Below are 22,096 nucleotides of genomic sequence, written 5' to 3'. Positions count from 1 at the left end.
TGTCGGTGTGCTGGCCGTGCAGGAGTCAGCCCTTGACCGCGCCAAGCGTCATGCCCGCCACGATCTTCCGTTGCAGCAGCAGGGTCAACAGGATGACCGGGATCGAGTACACGGCCGCGAGGGCCGTCATGGAACCCCAGTCGAGCCCGAACTGCGTTTGGAAGTTGGCGATCACCACGGGCGTGGTCTGCGAACGGATGGCGGTCATGAGCAGTGCGAACAGGAACTCGTTCCATGACGCCAGGAAGGCGAAGATCGCCGTCACCGCAATGCCGCCCGAGACCACCGGGATCACCACCCGCCAGAGGGCGCCCAACCGGCTGCAGCCATCCACGGTGGCCGCTTCTTCCAGGTCCTGGGGGACGGCTTCGAAGAAGCTGGACATCAGCCAGATGGACAGGGGCAGGGAGATGGTGGTGTGCGCGATCGACAAGGCAATGGGCGTGTCGGCCAAGCCCACCGATGCCATCATGGACGCCAGCGGGATACCGATCGCCACCGGCGGAACCATACGGGTCACCAAGGCGGCCATGATGAACACCCGGCCACTCGGTGTCTTGTAGCGGGTGATGCCGTAGGCCGCAGGTATGGCCAGGACCAAGGACAGCAACGTGCTGATCACGGCCGTCTGGATGCTGTTGATGAACGACGCCACCACCCCGCCCCGGCCCAGCGCGTTCACGTAGTTCTCCAGCGTCCATTCCTTGGGCAGGATGGTCGGAGGGACGGCGATGGTGTCGATCGGCGTCTTGAACGAGGTAAACAGCAGGTACAGGAACGGGAAGCCATACAGCACCATGGCCGCGGCCAACAGGATCCACAGGATGGTCCGGGTGCTGCGGCGGCCTGCTTCCAGGCCTTCCCGGTTGACCCCGCGCCGCCTTCGGGGCGGCTGCGCATCGGAAACGTTCGACGCCGGCAGCCCGGGCCCGGTGTTTACGGCGGTTTCGCGGGGGTGCTTCGCCACGGCGACCCGTGTGGCGATTCCGTTGCCGCGCTGCGGTGGGACAGAAGCAGGACCCCGCCTGCCGCCGTCGTACGTGGACTCTGCGGTGCTCATCAGCTGTCCTTTCCTGGCCGCCAAATGGTGGCCACCGCGAAGAAGGCGACGGCGAGCATCGCGAGGAGGTAGATGGTGCCCATGGCGCTCGCCAGGCCCGGATCGCCGAAGCGGATCATGGTGCGGTAGATCAGCAGGCTCATGGTCTCGGAGGCCGACTGCGGGCCGCCGTTGGTCTGGATGAGGATGGTGTCGAAGGCCCTCGCGGCGTCGATTCCACGGACCACCAGCGCCACGGCGATCACAGGCCGCAGGAGCGGGATGATGATCCGGAACAGGAGCGCCGGGGCTCGGGCACCGTCAAGGCGGGCTGCCTCGATCAGGTCGCCGGGGATGTTCTGGAGGCCCGCGAAGAGCACCAGGCACATGAAGGACGTAGTGAGCCAGATATCCGGGATGGCCACCGAGAACAGCACGATGCTTGGGTCGGACAGCCAGCCGATCTGGTTCGGGTCCGAGAGGATCCCCGCCTGATGGAGGAGGGTTCCGATGAGGCCGAAGTTGTCGATCATCAGGAACTTCCACAGCAGGCCGGCCACGATCGGGGCGATCATCAGCGGGTAGAGGAAGACGGTCCGCCAGATCTGGGACTTCTTGCCCAAAGCGGTGAACAGCAACGCCATGCCGAGCCCGAGCGCGAACTCGAGGGTCACTACCACCACCGTGTAGGCGAGGGTCCGCCAGCCCGCGCTGGTGAAGGCTTCGGACGTGAAAGCCGTGACGTAGTTCTGGAAGCCCACGAAGTCGCGGGGACCGCCGGCGATGGGCGAGATCTTGAAGAAGCTGTCAGCCACCAGGCGGAACAGCGGGTAGGCGACGAAAACGGCCAGGAACAGGGCCGCAGGCGTCATCAGGAAGAGGGCAAAGCGGCGATCGGAGATACGCACGGTTTTCTTTTCTGCTGGGTTGTTATTGCTTCTTGGTGCCGCGGCCGGCACTGTCCTTGGATTCGGGCGGTGCCGGCCGCGGAGTCTTACTTGAGGAGGTCCTGGATCTGCTTCTTGGCATCTGCCAGGAGGGCGGAGGTGTCCCCGCCGGCCACTGCCTTCTGCAGCAGCGGGACCAGGACGGTGTCAACGATTTGCTGCCACTTGGCCGTTGCCGGACGGGTAGCCGTCGCTGGAGCGTTGAGCGTTTCGATCAGGGGCTTGAAGCTCTCGTAGCCAGGCTGGTCCTGGTACTTCTGGAAGGCGCTGATGCGGGACGCGAGACCGAGCTTGGAGTCGATGCCCGAGCTGTTGTGGTCGTAGGCGCACTTCACGAACTTCTTGGCGGCCTCGGTGTTCTTGGTCGCCTTGGGAACGGACAGGTACCACGGTCCCGGAACACCCGCGACGCCGGCGCTGCCGCCAACCATCGCTGCGGCACCCACTTTTCCTGCAACCGGGGAATCGGCGGGGATCTGGCGGTAGGCGTGGGCCCAGAAGCGCGTCATGGCTGTCTTGCCCTGGTTGAACAGGTTCTGCGCTGCTGCCCAGTCGACCTGTGCTGCACCGCTCGGAGCGGACTTAGTGAGGCTTACGTAGAAGTCCAGGGCTTCCTTGTGGGCGGCATTGTCGATGACTACGTTGTTGTCCTTGTCCAACACCATGGGGGACCCGGCCTGGAGCACGTGGGCCAGCCATTCGGTTTCCACGGCACCCTTGACGTCCGTGCCGAACATGCCGTCCTTGGTGAAGAATTCGGAGATGTCCTGGTACTGCTTCCAGGTCTTGGGGGCCGCCAATTCGTAGCCGTACTTGGCTTGGAAGTCAGCCTTGTTCTTGGCGTCCTCGAACAGGTCCTTGCGGTACAGGATGATCTCGGCATTGGTCCAGGCCGGCATGCCGATGAAGTGGCCGTCCACGTTGGCTTCCTTCACCAGGGCCGGGAAGATGTCCTTCTTAGCCTCGTCGGTGAAGAGCTCGTCGATGGGCTGGACGGCGTCCTTGAAGCTCGGAAGCCACACGGAGTCCAGGGCGGCCACGTCGAAGGAGACGTTGCCGGAGGAGAACTCGCTGGAGAGGCGGTTGAACATGCCGTCGTAAGGGAGTTCGACAAAGTTGACCTCGACGCCGGCGTCTTTCTTGCATTGTTCGGCTACGCCGGTGAGCTCGGCATGGCCGCCGGCTTCCACCAGGACATTGATCGAACCTGAGCCGCCGGATCCACTGGACGAGGGCGCAGGACCGCCGGCGCCACAACCGGTGGCAACGAGTGCGACGGCGGTGCACAGCCCGCCAAGGGTGACGAGCTTGGAGATGGTCTTTCGAGTGGACATCGCTGTCGACTCACTTTCTCTTGAACGGAAATTGCAGAGAGATGGTGGGGATTGCTTTTGGCTTTGAAAAATCGTTTTGCCAAAACGACTTGGCATTGACACTAGGGCTGGGTGGGCGGATGTGTCAACGGTGTTCGCAGAAAATTTTCGACCCCTTGACGGCGGGGATTTTCTGGTTCTAGAGTGATCGGCGCTGAACAGCAAATCGTTTTGGCACAGATTGGCTGATTTGGCATTTGTTTGGCACGTGGCTCGGTGGACCGCGCCCGTTTGCGCCGATCGCACCCGTACGCCGGGATGACCGACGTGGGCCGCACGCGTTTGCGCCGATCGCACCCATAATCCTGGGTGCATGGGGCGGGAAAGGGCGCGGTGCACTCCACGAAGGGGTGCATGGGGCGGCAAAGGGTGCGCTGCACTCCACGAAGGGGTGCGCCTGGCGGAAGCGGGTGCGCCTGCAACTTTGGCTGCGCGTCCGTTTGCACCGCACCCGTACCCCGGGATGACCGACGTGGGCCGCACCCGTGTGCGCCGATCGCACCCGTCATCCTGGGTGCATGGGGCGGGAAAGGGCGCAGTGCATTCCACGAAGGGGTGCGCCTGGCGGAAGCGGGTGCGCCTGCAACTTTGGCTGCGCGTCCGTTTGCACCGATCGCACCCGTACCCCGGGATGACCGACGTGGGCCGCACCCGTGTGCGCCGATCGCACCCATAATCCTGGGTGCATGGGGCGGCAAAGGGTGCGCTGCACTCCACGAAGGGGTGCGTAGGGCGGGAATGGGTGCGCTGCGTTCCGCAAGGGGTGCGCCTACACTACGTAATCCGACCGGCGAATCAGGAAGAACGTCAAGGAGGACAAGACGCACACCGCGGGTTTCCGCCCTGGTGACAGCCGCCGTCGTGCGTTCCGCCCGGACCGTCAGGCAGTAAAGGCGAGGTCCTCCGCCCGCACCGGGAACCGCAGAGGTTCGCCGCGTGCCAGGCGGAGTGCTTCGGCCACGGCACTCGACGCCATTCTCTCCAGTTCATTGCCCAACGACCCTGCTACGTGCGGTGTCAGCAGGACATTGGGGTGGGTGTAGAACGCCGAATCCGAGGGGAGCACCCATGGTGTAGTGACATCCAGGATTGCGTACAGGTCCCCGCGTTGAATCCGGGCCAGCAGTGCATCCTGGTCCACCAACTCGCCGCGGGCTGTGTTGATGAAAGTGGCCCCGGAACGCAACCGCCGGATCAGCTCCGCATCGATCAGGTTCCTGGTGGACGGCAACGACGGCGCGTGGAGGCTCACGATGTCTGACGTCGCCACGAGCTGGTCCAGGCTCACGCGTTCGACGCCGAGAGCACCGGCCTCAGCCTCGGTGAGGTACGGATCCGCCACCACGATGTCCAGCTCGTAGTCGCGCAGGAGCCGGATGACATGCCGGCCAATCCTGGAGGCACCGATGATCCCAACGCGCTTGCGGTAGTTGCCCATGTCCGGGAAAAGCTGTTCCGGGAGGACCTCCGCGTGGGTGGTATGCAGCACGCGGGCAATCTGGAGGACGCGCTTGTTGGCCAGGACGATCATGGCCACTGTGTACTCGGCAACGGGGATGGCGTTGGCATCCGCGGCCGAGCTGACCTGGATGCCGCGCTCCCAGCACGCGGCACCGATGTGGTGTTTCACGCTTCCGGCGGCGTGAAGGACGTATTTAAGCTGTGGCGCGTGATCCAGTACGTCATCATCGATCATCGGGCAGCCCCAGCCGGTGAGGAGGATGTCGGTTTCCCGCAGGACAGCTTGCGCCCGCTGGGTGCGGAAATCCTGGAGGGGGTCCCGGCTCAGGAGGGTGAGCGAGGGCTCCAGCGGATTCAGGCTGCGGGCCGGGAAGACGGCGCGTGCCGTGTGTGCCGGCATGGCCAGGGCCACTTTCAGTGTCACTTGACGCTCCCTGCGGTGAGGCCGGATTTCCAGAAGCGCTGCAGCATGATGAAAGCTACCAACAGCGGAATGACCGAGAGCAGCGAGCCGGTGATCACCATGGGCGTGAACTCCGGCTGCGGGACGGAGTACCCCTGCCAGATGGAGATGCCGACGCTGACAGGAAGCAGTTGCTGGTCCTGCAACATGACGAGCGGGAGCATGAAGTTGTTCCAGACGCCGACGAACTGGAAGAGCGCGATGGTGATGTAGCCGGGCATCATCATCGGCAGTCCCAGGGAGAAGAAGGAACGGATCGGCCCGGCACCATCCACCCGGGCTGCTTCCAGGGTTTCCGCCGGAACGTACGCCGCCGAGTAGACCCTTGCCAGGTACACGCCGAACGGGTTGCACAGGACCGGGATCAGGATGGCCCAGATGGTGTTGGTGATCCCGAAGACCGAGGCCAGGAGGTACATGGGCAGCACGGTTGCTGTGTTGGGGATCAGGACGCCCACCAGGACCACCCCAAAGAATGAGTCCTTGCCGCGGAACTGGAATTTGTCGAACGCATACCCGGCCATGACCGAGATCAGCCCGCCGAAAACAGCCCCGAACGCTGCATAGAACATCGAGTTGGCCATCCAGCGGAGGAACATGCCGCCGTCCTGTGTGATGACAGCGCTGACGTTGTCGAAGAACGCTGGCTGCCCGAAGGCGTAGGCAGCCGTCGCGTAGAGGTCGGAGGCGTTCTTGGTGGAGGCAAAGAACAACCACAGAACAGGGAGGACCATGTAGGCGCACCCGAGGAGCAGGAGCGCGTTGACGGTAAAGGCACTGGCGAACGCCCCCGGACGGACCTTGTGGGTCCGGAGCCGGCCGGTCCTGCCGCTGCGGTGCGGTCCGCGCGGACCAACTGTGCTTCCGGAGCCGGGTATGCCCGTGGGGCGGGTAGGAGTGGAGGTGCTCATGCCTTGTTCATCCTTGAGCTGAAGCGGGTCACGGCCCAGGACAGCACGGCGGCCATGAGCGCGATGATGATCGATGCTGCTGCGGCCTGGTTCAGGTTGTGCCGGTTGAACGCGGCATCATAGGCCCACATATTGGGCACCCAGGTGCTGGTGACGGAGGCTGTGGCCTTGGAGATGATGGACGGCTCGGTGAACAGCTGCAGGGTTCCGATGATGGTGAACAGCATGATCACGCTCAAGGCCGGCAGGATCAGGGGCAGCTTGATGGACAAGGCAGCCCGGATTTCCCCGGCCCCGTCCACCCGGGCGGCTTCCAGGATTTCGCGGGGCACGGCCTGGAGCGCGGTGAAAAGGATGATCACGTTGTATCCCGTCCACTCCCATACGGCGATATTCACAATGGACGGCAGGATCATGTGGTTGTCCAGGAAATTCAGGGAGATTCCGCCGCCCTCCAGGACCGAGACGATCGGGCTGACGCCGGGGGTGTAGAGGTAGGCCCAGATGAGGGCCGCAATGACTCCCGGCACGGCGTGGGGGAGGAACACCAGCAGCTGGAACAGCTTCCTGGCCCGCGCGACGGCGGAATCCAGCAGGAGCGCGAAGGCCAGGGCGCCGCCCACCATGCACGGGATGTACAGCAGGCAGTACAGCGCGAGCCGGCCGATGCCGCCCACGAAACTTTCGGACTGAAGGACCTGAAGGTAGTTCTCCAGGCCAACGAACGTGGTCTTTGCCTCGCCGAAGCCCAGGCCCGACTTCTGCTGGGCGTAAAAGCTGAGGACGATCGAGTAGACCACCGGTGCCAACATGGCCAGGGTGAACACGCTGAAGAAGGGAACCAGGAACAGGGCTGCGGTCCGGCCGCCGGTTCCGGCCATGGCCCGCGATGCAGGGGGCGCTTTGGTGTGTGCCATTGTTTATCTCCTCGCCGGCGGGGTGGCTTCCCCGGGAGTGGGGAAGCCACCTTGCCGCGCGGGCCTACTCCTTGACGGAGAGGCCGTTCTGCTTGAGTCCGGCCACCGTGGCGGTTTGCGCGGTTTGGACGGCGTCGACGACTTTTCCGCCGGTGGTCAGCTTGGCGTAGGCGTCCTTGAGGGCGGTGTTGGTGATGTCCCAGTTGGGACCCCACTGCCAGCCCGGAATGATCGTGGAATAGGCCTTGTCGAAGACCTCGTAAATATCGTTTCCGAAGAAGCTGGCGTCGAATGCTTCCTGCGCCACGGGCGTGAGTCCGGGGAAGGCCAGGTATGCCGACCCGGTGTTACCCCTGGCCTTGATCGCATCAGGGCTGGTGGCCAGGTACTCGATGAACTTCGCGGCAGCGGCGGGGTTCTTGCTGCTCTTGGTGATATTGAAGCTGGATCCACCGTAGAAGGCGTCTGCCGGGGTGCCCCAATGGGGAACTTCCGCTGCGATCCACTGGCCCTTCTGGCCGCTGGCTTCGGTCCGCTTTTGGATGCCGGTGGCGCTCCAATTGGCTCCCAGGACACCCACGACGGCGCCACTTGCCAAATCTGCCGACCATTCGTCACTGAAGGACTGCTGGACCTTGACGATCTTCTGGTCGATCAGCTTCTGCCAATACGCGCCGACCTTCCGCGTGGCTTCGTCGTTGATGCCAACCTTCCAGCTGTCGCCCTCGGTACCGAACCACTTGGCGCCGGCCTGCCAGGACAAAGCGGCCGTTAGGGTTGCCTCGTTGGGGTTGAAGCTGGCCAAATGGGCTTCCGGCGCGACGGCCTTGATCTTGCGGCCCGCCTCCTCGAACTCCTCCCAGGTGGAGGGAACTCCGACGCCGGCCTTGTCCAGCATGTCTTTCCGGTACCACATGATCATGGGGGCCGCGTCGTAGGGGAGTGCGTAGGTCTGGTCGCCCAGCTGCACCAGGGACTTGGTTCCATCGGTCAGCTTGTCCACGGTTGCAGACTTGTCGATCAGGCCATCCAGCGGCTGGAGTTGGCCGTTGCTGACAAATTGCGGAAGCTGGGCGTACTCGATCGTGGCGACGTCCGGGCCGTTGCCGGCTGTGATGGCGGTTGACAGCTTGGCATAGCCGCCTGCCGCCCCGTTCGGCACTGTTTCGAATGTGACCTTGATCTTGTCCTGGCTGGCGTTGAAGGCCTCGGCGACCTTGTCCATCCCGGCCAACGAGGACCAGAACGTGATGTTTCCGGACGGGTCCTGTGTTGGGGTGGGTGCGGCGGCCGGGGTGCTGCCGCATCCGGTTACCAAGGCGGCACTGGCCATCAGGCCGGCCGCCCCAAGCAGAAGCTGGCGACGCTTCATTCTGTTCTCCTTTGAAGTTCACGATGCGAAGTCGTGGTGTGCTCTAGGCACGTTGTGACTGAGCACCATGCAATACTCAAAAGTGAACATGAGCAATGAAGTAAACAGAAGTGAACAACCCGGCGCGGCTCGCTGAGCTGACGCTCGATGGCAACCTGGAGCACAAACAGCCAGCTCGCGGGCTAGGGTTCCGTCGAGTCCCTGACCACAAGTGCGGGTGACAGGTTGACGCGCTGGAGGGCGCTGGTGCTGCCGCGACGGACCCCCAACCTGTTGAGGCACATCACCAAAGCCTGGTGGCCGACGTCGTACTTTGGTGGTGCCACCGCTGTGAGGGGAACGGCCCCCAAAGCCGCAATTTCGTCGTCGTAGGCCACAATGGCGAACTTGCCCGGAACGGCAAGGTCCCGCTCCTGGCACACGCTGGCGAACTGGAGGGCGTCTTCATCCGTATGGACCAGCGCCGCGGTGACCCCGGAAGCGGCGCACCAGTCGAGGATGCCGCCCACCATCAACCGATGGGCCTGCGGATCGTTTTGGGCGCGCGTCATGGTGCGGACCATGGAATCGTCGCGCGGCTTGCCTGCACGCTCCAAGGCGAGGTGGAAGCCTTCGATCAGCGGTGGGGCCGTGGGGCTGTTTTCCCGCAGGCACAAGGCGATCCGCTGGTGGCCGAGCCCGAGGAGGTGGTTAACCGCGATCTCGGCGCCGCGGACGTGGTCGCTCCGGACTGCTTCCAAGCGGCCATGGTCCAGCGCGTTGTCGATGGACCGCTCCACCACCACCACGGGAACCTCCGCCTGGGCCAGCAGTTCCAGCGTCTCCGTGCCGGCCAGGGACGTTGCACTGGGCGTGATGAGGATGCCGTCCACGCCGTGGTCGTACAAGCGTCGCAACTGCCGCTGCTCCTCTGCCTCCGAATAGTTGGAGACGCCCAGGACCAGGCGGACGCCCGCCTCCTGCGCTGCGGCCTCGGCACCGCGGATCACCCCGGGGAAGTAGTACGACGCCGATGGCACGATCATCCCGATCGTCGCCAACGGCCTCCTTCCGCCCGGCCGCCACGAGGTTTTGCGGACGGCCCCGGTGCCGGGGGAGGGCGCCCAGTTGGAAAGCGCGGCGCTGGAGGGCGCCCCGGCGGGATGCGCGCCGCTGGAAGGCGCTCCGCTGGAGGGTGCCCCGCTGGAGATGGCCCGGCCACCCGGGGGAACTGCTCCGCCATGGACCCGCTCCAGCAGCCCCTGTTCGGCCAGCAGGGCCAGGTCCCGCCGCACCGTCATGCCGGACGTCCCCAGCTTGGCGGCGAATTCGGCGGCATTGACGGACCCGTGCAGGGCCAGTTCCCGCAGGATGAGCTGTTGGCGGTCCTCGGACAACATTGGTGGCCTCCGCAGGGATCGTTCACTTGTGTTCAGTTGTTCATTATTGCCTACAACAGGACGGAGTGCTGGGGAGGGCCGCGCCTAGCCGCCCGTGCCCGGGGCCGGCGTGGTTGGTCCTGCTCCTGCCGGAGCCTGGGAAGGAGACGGGGCGGGGGTGATGGCTGGCGGGGCACTCACTGAAGGGGCTGGCTGGGGTTGTGCTGGTGACGGCACGGCCGTGGATGCGGGGACAGCAGGCGCGGGCGAGGCCGACGCCGCAGGCGAGGCCGGCGCAGCAGACGAGGGTTGGGGCGGAAGTGCTGTACCGGTTCCCGGTCCCTGTGAAGGGGCCTGTGATGGCGTCGTGTGCGGATTGGTTGGCGAGGCAGTGCCGTCGGATGCAGGTGTTCCGCCAGCGCCGGGGTCGGACCGGATGAGCTGCGCGATCCGGTCCTTGTAAGCGGAGAGGCGGGACTGCAGCTCGGACAAGGGAACGTTGCGGAGGTTCCGTCCGAATTCGGCGATCTCCTGCCACAGGGTTTCCAGCGTGGACATGCCTTCCGGGCTGAGCGGGCCGTCCAGGGTCAGCACCAGTTGACTGGCCAGCGCGTACGTGACGCAGGAAAGGCAGCCGTAGTTGGCCGCGGCGGACAGGTTCCGGGGCACCACCACATCGGCCTGCCCCAGGACCAGCACCACTTGGAAGCCCACCGCAATGGCAGCACATCCGGCGCAGGACGCGAAGGCATACGCTTCGTTGGTTGTGTCCACAGCTTTTGTGCCGTCCGCCCAGACCAGGGCGAAGGCCACGTCGTAGACAACAGAGCCGTCCGTGGTGTTGACGGCCAGTGCCTGGTTGCCGTCCGCTTCTGGCGCCTGCGGTTTGTCGAAAGGGAAAACCCACGACGGCGGCACGCGGCTTTCGGCGCCGGCACCCGGGCCGGGGGACACGCTGCCGGTCTGTGCCGTGCCGGTCCGGGGTACCAGGATCAGGCTGAGCTGGGGGTTGTCGCGTGTAGGCAACGACAGCCCCTCCGGCCACAGGGTCACTGTCTGGCCGGGCCTGCCCTCTGACAACCCGGCCGGGCCGGCAGCAGACGAGATGGCGGGAGCGGCGTCCAGGAGTGTTCCGCGCTCATAGGGCCTCACTGGCGTATAGGTGCCTGGAGCCGGCCACCATGCCCAGGCAAGTCCGGCAGCTACTGCTGCGACAGCCACCAGTGCCACGGCGCGTTGGCCTGCCTTCCCCCGGGTTTTGCGCCACAAGCCTCGAAGGAACTGGCGCAGCAGGCGCACCAGCATGTAGCTGATTCCCGCAATGGGCAGGGCGATGGCCAAGAGCGCGAGCACCTGCGCACCAGCACCGGCGAGGTCGCCGTTGGCCGCGCGTTCGGCCAGTGAAGCATAGTGGCCCGTGGCGCTTGCCCACGCAGTTCCTAGCAGCCGGGGCAGGGCAACAACCAGCAGCAGGAGGCTGATGACCAGGAGGGGCACTGTCACCAGCACCCACACGCTGACCACGGCCCGGGCCCACGGCTTCAGCGCTTGTGCCTCCGGGTTTTTCCTGTGCCTGGGAAGCAATGCCAGGAGCGTGGGCTTGATGCGGTGGAAGAGGTCGGGAACCCCGGTGGCATCAGCCAAAATGTGGTAACCGTCGAACCTGAGCAGCGGCAGGAGCTGACGCACCATCTGCAGTACCTGGGTGACAATCACCAGCAACCACGCGTCGTCGTGGGTCAGGAACCACACTGCCATGATGCCCACCGCAGTGATGGCATTGAAATAAAGGCCGCCCAGGTCCGTCCGCAGGCGGCCGCCGCGGCCCAGCCGGTAGGAATCGGTCACGTCCGTAAAGAAGGCGGGCCACACCAGGTACAACCCGGCCCCCATCCTCCCTGGAACGGCCCCGCCACGGGTGGCGGCGGCAGCGTGGCCGAACTCGTGGAACCCGGCCGAGACGATGGTTACGCAGAACACCAGCAGCAGGAGTCCCGGATTGTCAAAGGCGTTGTGTGTTGCCGAGGCGAGTCCCTTGACCATCAGAACCCACCAGCATGCGGCCAGGAAGGCTGCCGTGACGGCGAAGACGATGAAGGGATGGAACAGGATGGCGAAGGGTGTGGTCAACCGCCGCGTCATGGACGGGTCGGTCACGGTGAAGCGGAACCGCATGCCCAGCAGGGGGTCGGCCCGCTTCAACCCGGGCTGGGAGCCGTCGGCCAACTGGAGCAGCCCCAGGGGCAGAAGGTGGGAGGCCATCAGGGCGGCCACATTTCCTGCGGCGACGTGTTTGCCGAACCGGGGCGTCACCTCCGCGGCGATCTCGTCCAGCGTCCGGGTGCCGTTGGAAGCCTCGAGCACCATGAACAGCAAACTGGTCAGTTGCAGGACCTGGCCGTCAGCGCGCCGGACCAGCGACGGCGGTTCGCGGTAGCCCGAACCCTTCGTCTCACCCAGCAACTGCACACCATCGGCCAGGACGGGCAGCTCCGGCACATTCGCCAGGTCAGGCTGTTGTTTTTCGGGCAGCGCATTTTCTCCGGGCAGCGCGGAGGTGTGAGGCGGGCCGCCCGTGGTGGACGGCCCGCCGTCGGCGATCCTCATGGGCTACTGCTGCAGGTCGGACTGCTGGTTGGCGTTGGCTGTCGCTTCGCCTTCGATGTTTTGGTTGATGATGGCGTCCTGCTGCGACACGGCAGTGGCGCTGCTGTCGATGGAGCCGATGTTGGCCGCCACGGCTGCGTCGATCGGCGCTGCCACGTTCGCGTTTGCGGCGACAGCACCGTTGATCGGCGCGGCGATATCCGCATCGGCGTCCAGGTCCACGTTGACGTTCAGCAGGTCGCCGTCCAGGGCTGCTGTTGGGTCGGTGGGGAGGGCGCCGAGGTCAGTGGTCCCGTCGGTGTCGCCAGCCGGTGCAGCGGCGTCGTCACCGGTTGGCGCGGCGGTGGTCCCGCCGTCGATCGTGTCATTGCCTTGGTCGATCGCGCTGTCCTGGGCTGATTCAGCTGCGGCGTCGGCGGCGATGTTCTGGTCAATAAGGACACCCTGATCGGACAGCGCCTGGGCCTCGGAACCGAAGGAAAGGATGTTTGCTGCGGCAGCGGCATCGATGGGTGCCGCGACGTTGGCGTTGGCCGCTACAGCGAGGTCGATCGGCGCGGCGGCGTCGATGGCGAGGTCGAGATCCGCGTTCAGGTCCAACACGGACGCTACCTCCTTGTCTGGGAGGGCGGTGCTTTGCTGCTGCAGCAATTCGTCGTCGGTCAGCGGGGGCAGATCCTGTTCGTTACTCACGTTCAGCTCCTCTCCGGCACCGGCCGGCCCTCCCCCCTCGGGCGGACTCCACGCCGGTGCGCCTCATGCGACTGAATAGTAAGCATATTGATTATTTATTGGAAAGCGGCGTTACGGCGTGACCGTTCCCGCCTCCTGGTCCGCCTGTCGGTCCCCGCTGCGGAGATGCAGACGGCGGTGCGCGGGGCGGAGGTGCCAGCGGCGGAGATGCCGACGGCGGTGCGCGCGGCGGAGGTGCTGACGGCGGTGCGCGGGGCGGAGGTGCTGGCGGCGGTGCGCGTGGCGGAGGTGCTGGCGGCGGTGCGCGGGGCGGAGGTGCTGGCGGCGGTGCGCGGGGCGCGAATCCGGGGCCGCATCCTTCTCCATGGCTTTCTCGGGAATTTTAGTTAGACTTCCGTATAACTAGCTAAACAAGCTAGCTGCCACCATAAGAGGAGTGATCATGACAGCAGTACTGAGTGGAGAAGCGCTACAGCAGTCAGAAACCGGCTCCTTGGTTGAAACCCGGACCCCGGACCACCGGCCCGTGGTGCTTCCGGGACTGGGAAGATCCGAACTGCTGGGCGCGGTCTGGACCGCATCGGCCCGGCTGGAGAGCCTTCAATGGGAGGTCGATGCAGCACAGAACGACATGAACCAGGCGCTTAATGCAGCAGCAGCCGCGGGGGCTCAACTGCCGGACCTCGCTGTCGCCTCAGGGATGAGTTTCGCGGACATCGAGCAACTGCTGGCCTGAACCAAACCCCTGCCGGTCATTGGCCCCAGGCGCGACCCCCGGACAGTCCAGAAGCGTGGCTGTGGGCCGGGGCGCCTTCAACGAGGAACACGGGACCGGCACTACCTGGCGCGCAGGCTGCACCAGGCCTCCCCTTCAACCTTCCCGAAGCGCACTACGATCACGCGGGGCTGGAATCTTGAGCCAATCTTGAGATGACCCGGCGTGCTTCTTGAGGCCCCCCACCCATGGTTGAACTAACAGCCAACCGTGCTGATGGGAAGCTCCGGGAAGGACCGCCGAAATGCCCGACCAGATCACTGACATGTCCGCCACGGGTGCAGCCCGCATGGCTCCCGAATCGTTCGGTGCCGACAAGGCCCTCAGGGCCGGCGAGCCGTCTGCCCAGTCGCGCCCCGGGACGTCCATCCGCGAGCAGTTCAACCCGCTGGGCGGTGGACTCGGCAGCATCTGGCCCCAGTCGGTCTGCGGGTACTAGTCCGCGGACATTCGGTCGCGGGGTACTTGCCCGTAGGTACTGACCCCGTCGGTACTGACCCGTCGGCAGCGCCGGCCGCCGCACCCCTTTGCAACACCCTGCGTGGCCTTCCCCTGTTCCAAAGTGGCACCATGGATCGCAGCCACAAACTGTCAGGAGGCTTGCCATTAAGGAAGAGATCAAGAAGGCCGCCGATGTGGCCGAAGAAGCCTCAAATTCGAAGATCCTGGAGATCGCGGCGCGCGCCGGGTATGCCGTCAGCGGTATCCTTCACGCGTTGATTGGCGGCATCGCCCTTCAACTGGCCTTCGGCAACAGCGGAGAAGCCGATGTCAGCGGAGCTGTCGCCCAACTCGCCCTGCAGCCTCTGGGCCCCTTGTTGCTGTGGGCCTGCTTCGGAGCCTGTGCTGCGCTGGCCCTCTGGCAACTCGGGAACGCCGTCCTAGGCCACCGCAGGGAATCCGACAACAAACCCGGGAAGCGATTTTCCGCGGCCGGGCAGGGGATCCTCTTCGCGGCACTCGCAGCCACCATCATGTCCTTCGTCGTCGGGCAGGGAAGCAGCAGCCGTGAGTCGACCAGTGACTTTACGCTGGCGCTCATCAAGAACCCCTTCGGAGTGGCACTCCTCCTTGGCATCGGTGTCGGAGTCATGGTGACAGGTGTGGTTTTCGCCGTCCGCGGTTTCAGGCGGACTTTCACCAAGGATCTCGTCTTGTCCTCCCACAAACCTGTTCGAAAGTTCCAGGTGGTGGTAGGCGTCGTGGGATACGTGGCCAAAGGCTTGGCGCTGCTCTTGGTGGGCTTGTTGGTTTTCGTCGCCACGATCCGCGCCGAGCCTGAGCAATCCACAGGCCTGGACGGAAGCCTGCGTGCCCTCAAGGAACAGCCGTATGGGCCCTACCTCCTTGCCGCAGTGGCCGTGGGACTGATCGCCTACGGTTTGTTCCTCATGGTGAAGGCGAAAACGCTCCGGACCTAGCGGGAACGGGTTTGGGAGGAACCCCCGCGGGGTACAGCTTGTGACGAGACGACCTTGCACGCCGTTGCGGCTGTGCGCGGCAGTAAGTGGGCAGGGTCGCGGCAACCAGACTTCCGGGAAGGGCAGAACCGTGAATCAAGCCAAGCCAAACAAGCCTGGGCAGCAGACCAATCCTGGCCGGCACTCCGGTGCCGAACAGTCCGGCCAGCGCCTTGAGGCTCCGCCTGCGGATCCCCGCACCGGGTACCATTCGGACGAATTCCCCCAACAGGAACAGGAACAGCCCGGCCTGACCAAGCCCCTCGAACCCCAGCCGGACCACGGCGAAGCCAGCTACGTGGGCCATGGGCGGCTTCAAGGCAAGACGGCGCTTATCACCGGCGGTGACTCCGGGATTGGTGCCGCCGTGGCTATCGCCTACGCCCGTGAAGGCGCCAACGTGGCCATCAGCTATCTTCCGGAAGAGGAAGAAGATGCACAATCGACGGCGGAATGGATCCGCGAGTGCGGCGCCCAGGCTCTGTTGCTTCCCGGTGATGCCAGGGATCAAGGTTTCGCTGCGGACATCGTGGAACGAACGGTCCGGGAGCTCGGCGGGCTGAACATCGTGGTCCTGAACGCGGCCTACCAAAAGAACCGCGAAGGCCTGGAAACCATCCCCACGGACGAGTTCGACCGGGTCTTCAAAACCAATCTCTATTCCCTCATCTGGACGGCCCAGGCGGCCATACCGCATCTCCGCCCGGGTGCCTCGATCATCGTCACCGCCTCCATCCAGGCCTTCAATCCCTCGCCGCAGCTCGTGGATTACGCGATGACCAAGGCCGCCCAGGTCGCCTTCACCAAGGCCATGGCCCAGGAACTGGGGCCGAAGGGAATCCGGGTGAACGCGGTGGCCCCGGGACCTGTTTGGACCCCGCTTATTCCCGCTACCGAATGGCCGGACAAGCTCCCCACCTTCGGGCAGGACACGCCCTTGGGCCGTGCAGGCCAGCCCGCCGAGCTGGCTCCCGCCTACGTGCTCCTGGCATCCGATGAAAGCTCGTACATTTCCGGAGCCGTCCTTCCCGTCACGGGCGGCAAGGGCCTCTAGGGCCTCCTTCACCAGAATCCGACGCCGAACCCAAGGAAGTTACCCAGCTTATGATCGCGGTACTCGTCATCGACATGCAGAATGCCTTCTTCGAGGAGCCGGTGCTGCAGCGGCGCCAGGAAGAAGTGGTAGCGGCCTGCAATTCCCTTACCAGCGCAGCCCGGGAGGCCGGGGCGAAGGTCCTGCTGGTGGGAACTGAGCATGAGCGCGACAAATCCACGTGGAGCCTGAACATGCTGGACGATGACCAGGGGTTCATCTTCCGGGGGAGCGATCAGGCCAGGTTCGTCCCTGGCTTGGTGACAGCCGACATACCCCAGATGGTCAAGACCAGGGACAGCGCGTTCATGGGCACCGACCTGGGGATGCGGTTGCGGAACTGGGAGGTGGAAACCGTCATCCTGGCGGGCGTCTCGGCGCACAACTGCATTGCCCAGACTGCGGCGGACGCCTTCGCGCATAACCTCCGCGTCATCTACGCTGCAGAGGCCATCGCGACGGAGAACCCGGAGGCTGCCGAGGCGGTCCTCCGGGTTCTGACCCGCGAGTACCGGCAACGGGTTTTGCCTCTGGACGAGATCAAGGCACTGTTCGGCTCCGGCCCTGCCGGCGCGGGCGCGTAAGCCCGCCAGCGGTCAGTGCCTAAGCCTGCGGCGGTCAGCGCCTGAGCCTGCGGGGTCAGCGCCTAAGCCTTCCGGCGCCAGTACAACCCGGGCGTCAGCCGTGACTAAAAGTCCTGCGCCTTGTGCCCAATAAGGAGCCGGGGCCGGACGCCGGAAACCCGGAGCTGCAACGTGCGGCTCCGGGTTCCTGGTTTTTCACTTGTTCGAAGGTCCTGGTTCAGGACTCCCGCATCTCACGGGCTGCTTGAACCGGATGCCTCCTCATCGGGCTCGGACGAGAAAGGCCTGTCCTCCGGGGTATCTTCGGTGTTGCGCTCATCGAGTTCTGCGTCCGCTGAGGGGACCGTCTTCTCGGCGTAGTCGCCTGCCGTGTAATCCCCGCCGGCGTCGTCCTTCAGCGCTTCAGATGACACACCCGCGTCTCCGTAATCGCCGTTGTCGTACTGGCCCTCGCGTTCGCTCTTCGTGGGGTCGGGAACTCCGTGGTCAGCCATGGTGTGTCCGGCGGCGACCGGTGACCATGCCCCAGATCAGCAGCACGAGGATGGAGCCGCCGATTGCGAGGAGCCACGTCCTGATGGCAAAGAACTCGGTCAAACCCTCACCAAAGATGAGACCGCCGATCCAACCACCCAGCAAGGCGCCGACGACGCCGAGAAGGAGGGTGACCAGCCAGCCGCCACCCTGGCGGCCGGGAAGAATAAGCTTTGCGATGGCTCCAGCCAAAAGGCCGAGCAGAAGAAAACCAAAGAAACCCATTTTTGCTCCTACTTTCTTGTTGATGGAAATTCCATGAACTCGGTGAAGCGGTTCAGCTCATCGGGCGTCCGCTACGTGGGTAGGGTCACTCACGCCGGGCCGAATTCGGCTCGGCTGCACAATTGGGGATTTAGAACGGATAAACAATCCCGATGAATTTTTCATTAATGCAGCGAAGCATTGCTGCCGGCCTGTTCCGACCGCAGTGCTACATCAGTAACGCTAGCCGGTCCCCGGGCCAACAGCAAGTAACCTGACTATTTTTTGGTCACAGGCGTGCCGGCCTGTTCCCGGGCGCTCCGCTCCGCTACTTGTCGCCGAAGACGTCCTTTGCGGCGTCTTTGACCTTCTCGCCGGCCTGCTTGGTGTTTGCCGAGGCCTGATCGCCTACGCCCTCTGCCTGGAGATCCCTGTCTCCGGTAGCCTCGCCGGTCTTTTCCTTCGCCTTGCCGCCAAGGTTTTCAGCAGCATTCTTGATCTTGTCATCCAGTCCCATGGTTTTCACTCCTCGGGTAGCGATGTAGTTGTTGCCTGCGGGTTTCCGCTGGTTGGCAATAAAGTTTAGTCCAATATTTCAATTGAGCAAATTCAGATTAACCGGATGCTCATTACGGACGGCGTGACACCGTGTTCCAGCGGGACTAGTGTCGTAGGTAAATACACCTCGAAAGGAGTTGGTCCTGTGAAAGGGAAAGCATTCTTCGCTGTTGGCGTCGCTGTGGGATACGTATGGGGTTCCAAGTCCTGGCCGCAGGTGTACAGTCGGATCCGCGGAGGCGCGGAGAAGGTCTGGAAGACCCCTGAGGTCCAGGAAAACGTGCACCAGGCGGCGGGGACCGTGCAGGAGTCGGTGCCGGACATCCTGGACAACCTTTATGCTGCCGGCAAGAAGCTGCTGGAAAAGGTCGAGACCGTCCTGCCGGGCGTCCTTGATTCCAAGAGCGGGCAGAAGGCCGAGTCGGGGGACAAGCAGCCTACGGTGTCGACGGTCAAGGGTGACGTGGTTTCTGATCCAGCCCTTGACATCACCACCGGAAGCGACTGGACGGACGAAGGCGGTGCTGCGCCAGAGGGGCCGGCCACCAATACCAAGCCACGGCCCTGAGCTTGTCCGGCCCCGGACTCGGGGCGTTACTTCCCCGATGGTGGTTGGACCAGCACGACGCCGGGTGGTCCGCGGAACCGGGCCACCCGGCGTCGTACTTTTACCGGTTATCCACTCAGGCTAGGTGGTCCACTGCGGCGAGCAGCGCCTGGCCCAATTCGGCGGGCTTGGTGAACTGCGGCCAGTGTCCGGTGGGCAGGTCCACGAGTTCGACATTGCGGATCCTGGCCAACTCCTCGGTGAAGGGGTGGCCGGCGTCCATCATCTGGTTGAGCATGGACGTTGGGAACTCGCAGGCGATGATTGTGGCCGGAACGTCGTAGCGCCGGACGTCGTGGAGGTGCTGTTGCTCGTAGGCAACACCCTTGGGCTGGGGAATCGCCCGGGCGCGGAACTTTTCCCGCAGCTCCTCCGTCAGGTCCACGAGGTCCGCCTCCTCGAAACCGTCCCAAGGTGGCAGGGGGATGTCGTCGCCTTCGTGCGGCAGCTCGTCGTTAACGACACCGCCTTCGCCCAGCGGTCCACTGTCCACGTAGATCGCGCGGGCAATCCGGTCGGGCCGGGCGTCTGCGACGCCGTGGATGATGGCACCGCCGCCCGAGTGTCCTACCAGGACCACCTTGCCCTCCAGTGAGTCCACCTTGTTGATCACGGCGTCGATGTGTGTCCGCAGGCCGATGCCGGCGCGGGGCGTGTCTGCTGATTCCAGTCCCGGCAAGGTCAGCGGATGAACCGTGTGCCCGGCCGCCACGAGCGCCGGTGTTACCTCCTCCCAGGATGAAGCGTCCAACCAGAATCCAGGTACCAGGATGATGTCCATGCCCCGACCCTACGGGAGCCCCCTGACAAGATGTAAGGCCCAACTGGCTGGTCCGGGCGCACATAACAACCGCTACTGACAGTCAGTTGGGAAAGGGGGTTGACGCAGGCCACATTCTGGATCATAGTTTTCGTATACGATTTCGTACTTGATAGCTGAGTCGATCAGATAGCCAATGCAGGAGGAAGCGGTCGTGACAGTGGAGTTCCGGACGCAGGAGTTGGGCCAGGATGTGCTGGACCGGACGCGCAAGGTGATTGCGGTCCACATCAATTACCCCAGCCGCGCTGCCCAACGTGGGCGTACTCCGGCCCAGCCGTCATACTTCCTGAAGCCCTCGTCCTCGTTGGCGCTGGGCTCCGCGGATGCCCCGGGTGTGGTTGAGCGTCCGGCCGGTTGCGAGCTGCTCGGTTACGAGGGCGAGATCGCTTTGGTCATTGGCAAGGCTGCCCGCCGGGTTGATTTGGAGGACGCGTGGAGCCACGTTGAATGGATCACCGCGTCCAATGATCTTGGTGTGTACGACCTCCGGTACGCGGACAAGGGCTCGAACGTCCGGTCCAAGGGCGGCGACGGATTCACCCCGGTGGGCCCGGCACTGATCCCGGCCGACGCCGTCGACCCCGCCGCCTTGCGGATCCGGACCTGGCACAACGGCGAACTCGTCCAGGACGACACCACCGAGGACCTGCTCTTCCCGTTCGCGCAGCTCGTCGCGGACCTCTCCCAGCTCCTGACGCTGGAGGAGGGCGACATCATCCTGACCGGCACCCCGGCCGGGGCCTCGGTCGCGAAGCCCGGTGACGTCGTCGAAATCGAGGTCACCGGCGGTGAGTTCAGCACCGGCCGCCTCACCACCAAAGTGACGGAAGGTACGACGCCGTTCGCGGACTTTGGTGCCTTGCCCAAGACCGATGACACCCAGCGGGAAGAAGCGTACGGTTCACGGGAAGCTGCCGGTCTGGCGCCGGTTTCGGCGGGATTGTCGCCGGAGCTGAAGGCCAAGCTTGAATCCGTCGCGACCGCTACTCTTTCGTCCCAGCTCCGTAAGCGGGGATTGAACAACGTCAGCATCGACGGCTTGCAGGCCACCCGTCCGGACCGGAAAGTGGTGGGCCTGGCCCGGACCCTGCGCTACGTGCCCAACCGTGAGGACCTGTTCAAGACCCACGGCGGCGGGTTCAACGCCCAAAAACGAGCCATCGACTCGGTCAACGAAGGCGAAATCCTGGTCATGGAAGCCCGCGGCGAAAAGGGCACCGGCACGGTCGGTGACATCCTGGCCCTCCGCGCCCAAGTGCGCGGCGCCGCGGCGATCATCACCGACGGCGGCGTCCGCGACTTCTCGGCCGTGGCGGACCTGGAAATGCCCACGTACTTCGCCAACCCGCACCCGGCAGTGCTCGGCCGCCGGCACATCCCGTGGGACACGGACATCACCATCGCCTGCGGCGGAGCGACCGTGCAACCGGGAGACATCATCGTGGCCGACTCCGACGGCATCCTGGTGATCCCGCCGGCCATCGCCGAGGAACTCGTAGACGACTGCATCACCCAGGAAAAGGAAGAGATGTTCATCTTCCAGATGGTCCAGGAAGGCAACAGCGTTGACGGTCTCTACCCGATGAACACCGAATGGCAGGCCCGCTACAAGGCATGGGAAGCCACGGAAGGAGCCCACGGTGACTGAAACCGCCGTCGGAAGCAAGTCCCAGCAAGCCTATGACGCCGTCAAGGCGAGGATTGTCGAGGGCACCTACACGCCGGGATACCGGCTGGTGCTCGCGAAGATCGCCGAGGACCTGGGCTTCAGCGTGGTCCCCGTCCGGGAGGCGATCCGCCGCCTCGAGGCCGAGGGCCTGGTGAAGTTCGAACGCAACGTCGGTGCCACGGTTTCCGGGATCGACCCCACCGAGTACCTGTACACCATGCAGACCCTGAGCATCGTGGAGGGGGCGGCCACAGCGCTGTCCGCCCCGCTGATTGATGCCCGTGCCATAGAACGCGCGCGTGCAGTCAACGCAGAGATGCGCGAATGCCTGGAACACTTCGATCCCGTAAGTTTCACCGCGTTGAACCAGGACTTCCACAGCGTCCTGTTTGAACACTGCCCCAACCCGCACATCCTTGACCTCGTCCACCGCGGCTGGAACCGGCTGGCGTCACTGCGCTCGTCCACGTTCCGCTTCGTTCCCGGCCGCGCCCAGGAATCCGTGCGCGAACACGAGGCCCTGCTCCAGCTCATCGAGTCCGGAGCAGACGCCGACACCATCGAAAAAGCAGCCCGCCAACACCGCGCCGCCACCCTGGACGCCTACCTCGCCCAAGCCAACAACCAGGCCTAAAGCCGCCTCACCAG

The 22,096-nt window shown here is 64.6% G+C and carries 23 protein-coding genes; 9 read left to right on the top strand and 14 right to left on the bottom strand.

Features of this window, described 5'->3' with window-relative positions; translation table 11 throughout:
- Positions 1-25: 25 nt before the first annotated feature.
- The 10 genes from ACUYMZ_RS19920 to ACUYMZ_RS19875 all read right to left on the bottom strand — a co-directional run bounded on the left by ACUYMZ_RS19920 (position 26) and on the right by ACUYMZ_RS19875 (position 13,141).
- A complete protein-coding gene (locus ACUYMZ_RS19920; RefSeq protein ID WP_481605536.1) occupies positions 26-1,060 on the bottom strand; it encodes a carbohydrate ABC transporter permease in 1,035 nt (344 codons plus the stop codon).
- Positions 1,060-1,947: a carbohydrate ABC transporter permease gene (locus ACUYMZ_RS19915; protein ID WP_426004747.1), complete on the bottom strand. Its 888-nt coding sequence runs from the start codon at positions 1,945-1,947 to the stop codon at positions 1,060-1,062. Before ACUYMZ_RS19915 ends, ACUYMZ_RS19920 begins: the two co-directional genes overlap by 1 nt.
- Positions 1,948-2,033: 86 nt before the next feature.
- Entirely contained in the window at positions 2,034-3,320 is a 1,287-nt protein-coding gene (locus ACUYMZ_RS19910) for an ABC transporter substrate-binding protein (RefSeq protein WP_481605534.1), read from the bottom strand.
- Between the two features lie 919 nt (positions 3,321-4,239).
- Positions 4,240-5,244, bottom strand: a complete 1,005-nt coding sequence (locus tag ACUYMZ_RS19905; protein ID WP_481605532.1) for a hydroxyacid dehydrogenase — start codon at positions 5,242-5,244, stop codon at positions 4,240-4,242.
- On the bottom strand, positions 5,241-6,194 hold the full coding sequence (locus tag ACUYMZ_RS19900; RefSeq protein ID WP_481605530.1) for a carbohydrate ABC transporter permease: 954 nt from the start codon (positions 6,192-6,194) through the stop codon (positions 5,241-5,243). The genes ACUYMZ_RS19905 and ACUYMZ_RS19900 overlap by 4 nt, the downstream gene beginning before the upstream one ends.
- Positions 6,191-7,111: a carbohydrate ABC transporter permease gene (locus ACUYMZ_RS19895; protein ID WP_481605528.1), complete on the bottom strand. Its 921-nt coding sequence runs from the start codon at positions 7,109-7,111 to the stop codon at positions 6,191-6,193. The genes ACUYMZ_RS19900 and ACUYMZ_RS19895 overlap by 4 nt, the downstream gene beginning before the upstream one ends.
- A gap of 64 nt (positions 7,112-7,175) precedes the next feature.
- Positions 7,176-8,483: an ABC transporter substrate-binding protein gene (locus ACUYMZ_RS19890; protein ID WP_481605526.1), complete on the bottom strand. Its 1,308-nt coding sequence runs from the start codon at positions 8,481-8,483 to the stop codon at positions 7,176-7,178.
- 182 nt (positions 8,484-8,665) lie between these two features.
- Positions 8,666-9,862: a substrate-binding domain-containing protein gene (locus ACUYMZ_RS19885; protein WP_481605524.1), complete on the bottom strand. Its 1,197-nt coding sequence runs from the start codon at positions 9,860-9,862 to the stop codon at positions 8,666-8,668.
- Between the two features lie 84 nt (positions 9,863-9,946).
- A complete protein-coding gene (locus ACUYMZ_RS19880; RefSeq protein ID WP_481605523.1) occupies positions 9,947-12,448 on the bottom strand; it encodes a zinc metalloprotease in 2,502 nt (833 codons plus the stop codon).
- A 3-nt stretch (positions 12,449-12,451) separates the two neighbouring features.
- On the bottom strand, positions 12,452-13,141 hold the full coding sequence (locus ACUYMZ_RS19875) for a peptidoglycan-binding protein (RefSeq protein WP_481605521.1): 690 nt from the start codon (positions 13,139-13,141) through the stop codon (positions 12,452-12,454).
- Between the two features lie 165 nt (positions 13,142-13,306).
- On the opposite strand from ACUYMZ_RS19875, the gene ACUYMZ_RS19870 reads away from it, so the two are divergent.
- The 6 genes from ACUYMZ_RS19870 to ACUYMZ_RS19845 all read left to right on the top strand — a co-directional run bounded on the left by ACUYMZ_RS19870 (position 13,307) and on the right by ACUYMZ_RS19845 (position 17,053).
- A complete protein-coding gene (locus ACUYMZ_RS19870) occupies positions 13,307-13,531 on the top strand; it encodes a hypothetical protein (protein ID WP_481605519.1) in 225 nt (74 codons plus the stop codon).
- Positions 13,532-13,583: 52 nt separating this feature from the next.
- Positions 13,584-13,877 carry a hypothetical protein gene (locus ACUYMZ_RS19865; protein ID WP_481605517.1) on the top strand — a complete coding sequence of 98 codons (294 nt, stop codon included), beginning with the start codon at positions 13,584-13,586 and terminating at the stop codon, positions 13,875-13,877.
- A 283-nt stretch (positions 13,878-14,160) separates the two neighbouring features.
- Complete coding sequence (locus ACUYMZ_RS19860; RefSeq protein ID WP_426004733.1) at positions 14,161-14,355, top strand: hypothetical protein; 195 nt, start codon at positions 14,161-14,163, stop codon at positions 14,353-14,355.
- 178 nt (positions 14,356-14,533) lie between these two features.
- A complete protein-coding gene (locus tag ACUYMZ_RS19855) occupies positions 14,534-15,337 on the top strand; it encodes a DUF1206 domain-containing protein (RefSeq protein ID WP_481605938.1) in 804 nt (267 codons plus the stop codon).
- Between the two features lie 130 nt (positions 15,338-15,467).
- Positions 15,468-16,430, top strand: coding sequence for an SDR family oxidoreductase (locus ACUYMZ_RS19850; protein WP_481605515.1), 963 nt, complete (start codon positions 15,468-15,470; stop codon positions 16,428-16,430).
- A 50-nt stretch (positions 16,431-16,480) separates the two neighbouring features.
- A complete protein-coding gene (locus ACUYMZ_RS19845) occupies positions 16,481-17,053 on the top strand; it encodes a cysteine hydrolase family protein (RefSeq protein ID WP_426004731.1) in 573 nt (190 codons plus the stop codon).
- Positions 17,054-17,286: 233 nt separating this feature from the next.
- Here the strand turns inward: ACUYMZ_RS19845 and ACUYMZ_RS19840 are convergent, their stop codons facing one another.
- The 3 genes from ACUYMZ_RS19840 to ACUYMZ_RS19830 all read right to left on the bottom strand — a co-directional run bounded on the left by ACUYMZ_RS19840 (position 17,287) and on the right by ACUYMZ_RS19830 (position 18,308).
- Positions 17,287-17,547 (bottom strand): hypothetical protein, encoded by a 261-nt coding sequence (locus ACUYMZ_RS19840; RefSeq protein WP_481605512.1) that lies wholly within the window; start codon positions 17,545-17,547, stop codon positions 17,287-17,289.
- Entirely contained in the window at positions 17,540-17,812 is a 273-nt protein-coding gene (locus tag ACUYMZ_RS19835; RefSeq protein WP_426004729.1) for a GlsB/YeaQ/YmgE family stress response membrane protein, read from the bottom strand. Before ACUYMZ_RS19835 ends, ACUYMZ_RS19840 begins: the two co-directional genes overlap by 8 nt.
- A 307-nt stretch (positions 17,813-18,119) precedes the next feature.
- Positions 18,120-18,308 carry a CsbD family protein gene (locus tag ACUYMZ_RS19830; protein WP_481605510.1) on the bottom strand — a complete coding sequence of 63 codons (189 nt, stop codon included), beginning with the start codon at positions 18,306-18,308 and terminating at the stop codon, positions 18,120-18,122.
- Positions 18,309-18,494: 186 nt separating this feature from the next.
- On the opposite strand from ACUYMZ_RS19830, the gene ACUYMZ_RS19825 reads away from it, so the two are divergent.
- Positions 18,495-18,917 (top strand): hypothetical protein, encoded by a 423-nt coding sequence (locus ACUYMZ_RS19825; RefSeq protein ID WP_481605508.1) that lies wholly within the window; start codon positions 18,495-18,497, stop codon positions 18,915-18,917.
- Between the two features lie 115 nt (positions 18,918-19,032).
- Here the strand turns inward: ACUYMZ_RS19825 and ACUYMZ_RS19820 are convergent, their stop codons facing one another.
- Positions 19,033-19,737 carry an alpha/beta fold hydrolase gene (locus tag ACUYMZ_RS19820; RefSeq protein WP_481605506.1) on the bottom strand — a complete coding sequence of 235 codons (705 nt, stop codon included), beginning with the start codon at positions 19,735-19,737 and terminating at the stop codon, positions 19,033-19,035.
- Between the two features lie 193 nt (positions 19,738-19,930).
- On the opposite strand from ACUYMZ_RS19820, the gene ACUYMZ_RS19815 reads away from it, so the two are divergent.
- Together ACUYMZ_RS19815 and ACUYMZ_RS19810 are read left to right on the top strand one after the other, a co-directional pair.
- On the top strand, positions 19,931-21,427 hold the full coding sequence (locus tag ACUYMZ_RS19815; RefSeq protein WP_481605504.1) for a fumarylacetoacetate hydrolase family protein: 1,497 nt from the start codon (positions 19,931-19,933) through the stop codon (positions 21,425-21,427).
- Positions 21,420-22,082, top strand: a complete 663-nt coding sequence (locus tag ACUYMZ_RS19810; protein ID WP_481605502.1) for a GntR family transcriptional regulator — start codon at positions 21,420-21,422, stop codon at positions 22,080-22,082. The genes ACUYMZ_RS19815 and ACUYMZ_RS19810 overlap by 8 nt, the downstream gene beginning before the upstream one ends.
- Positions 22,083-22,096 lie beyond the last annotated feature (14 nt).

The organism is Arthrobacter sp. T572, from assembly GCF_056780115.1.
Note: the sequence above shows the minus strand (reverse complement) of the source record. Positions and strands in the feature narration are given on the sequence as shown.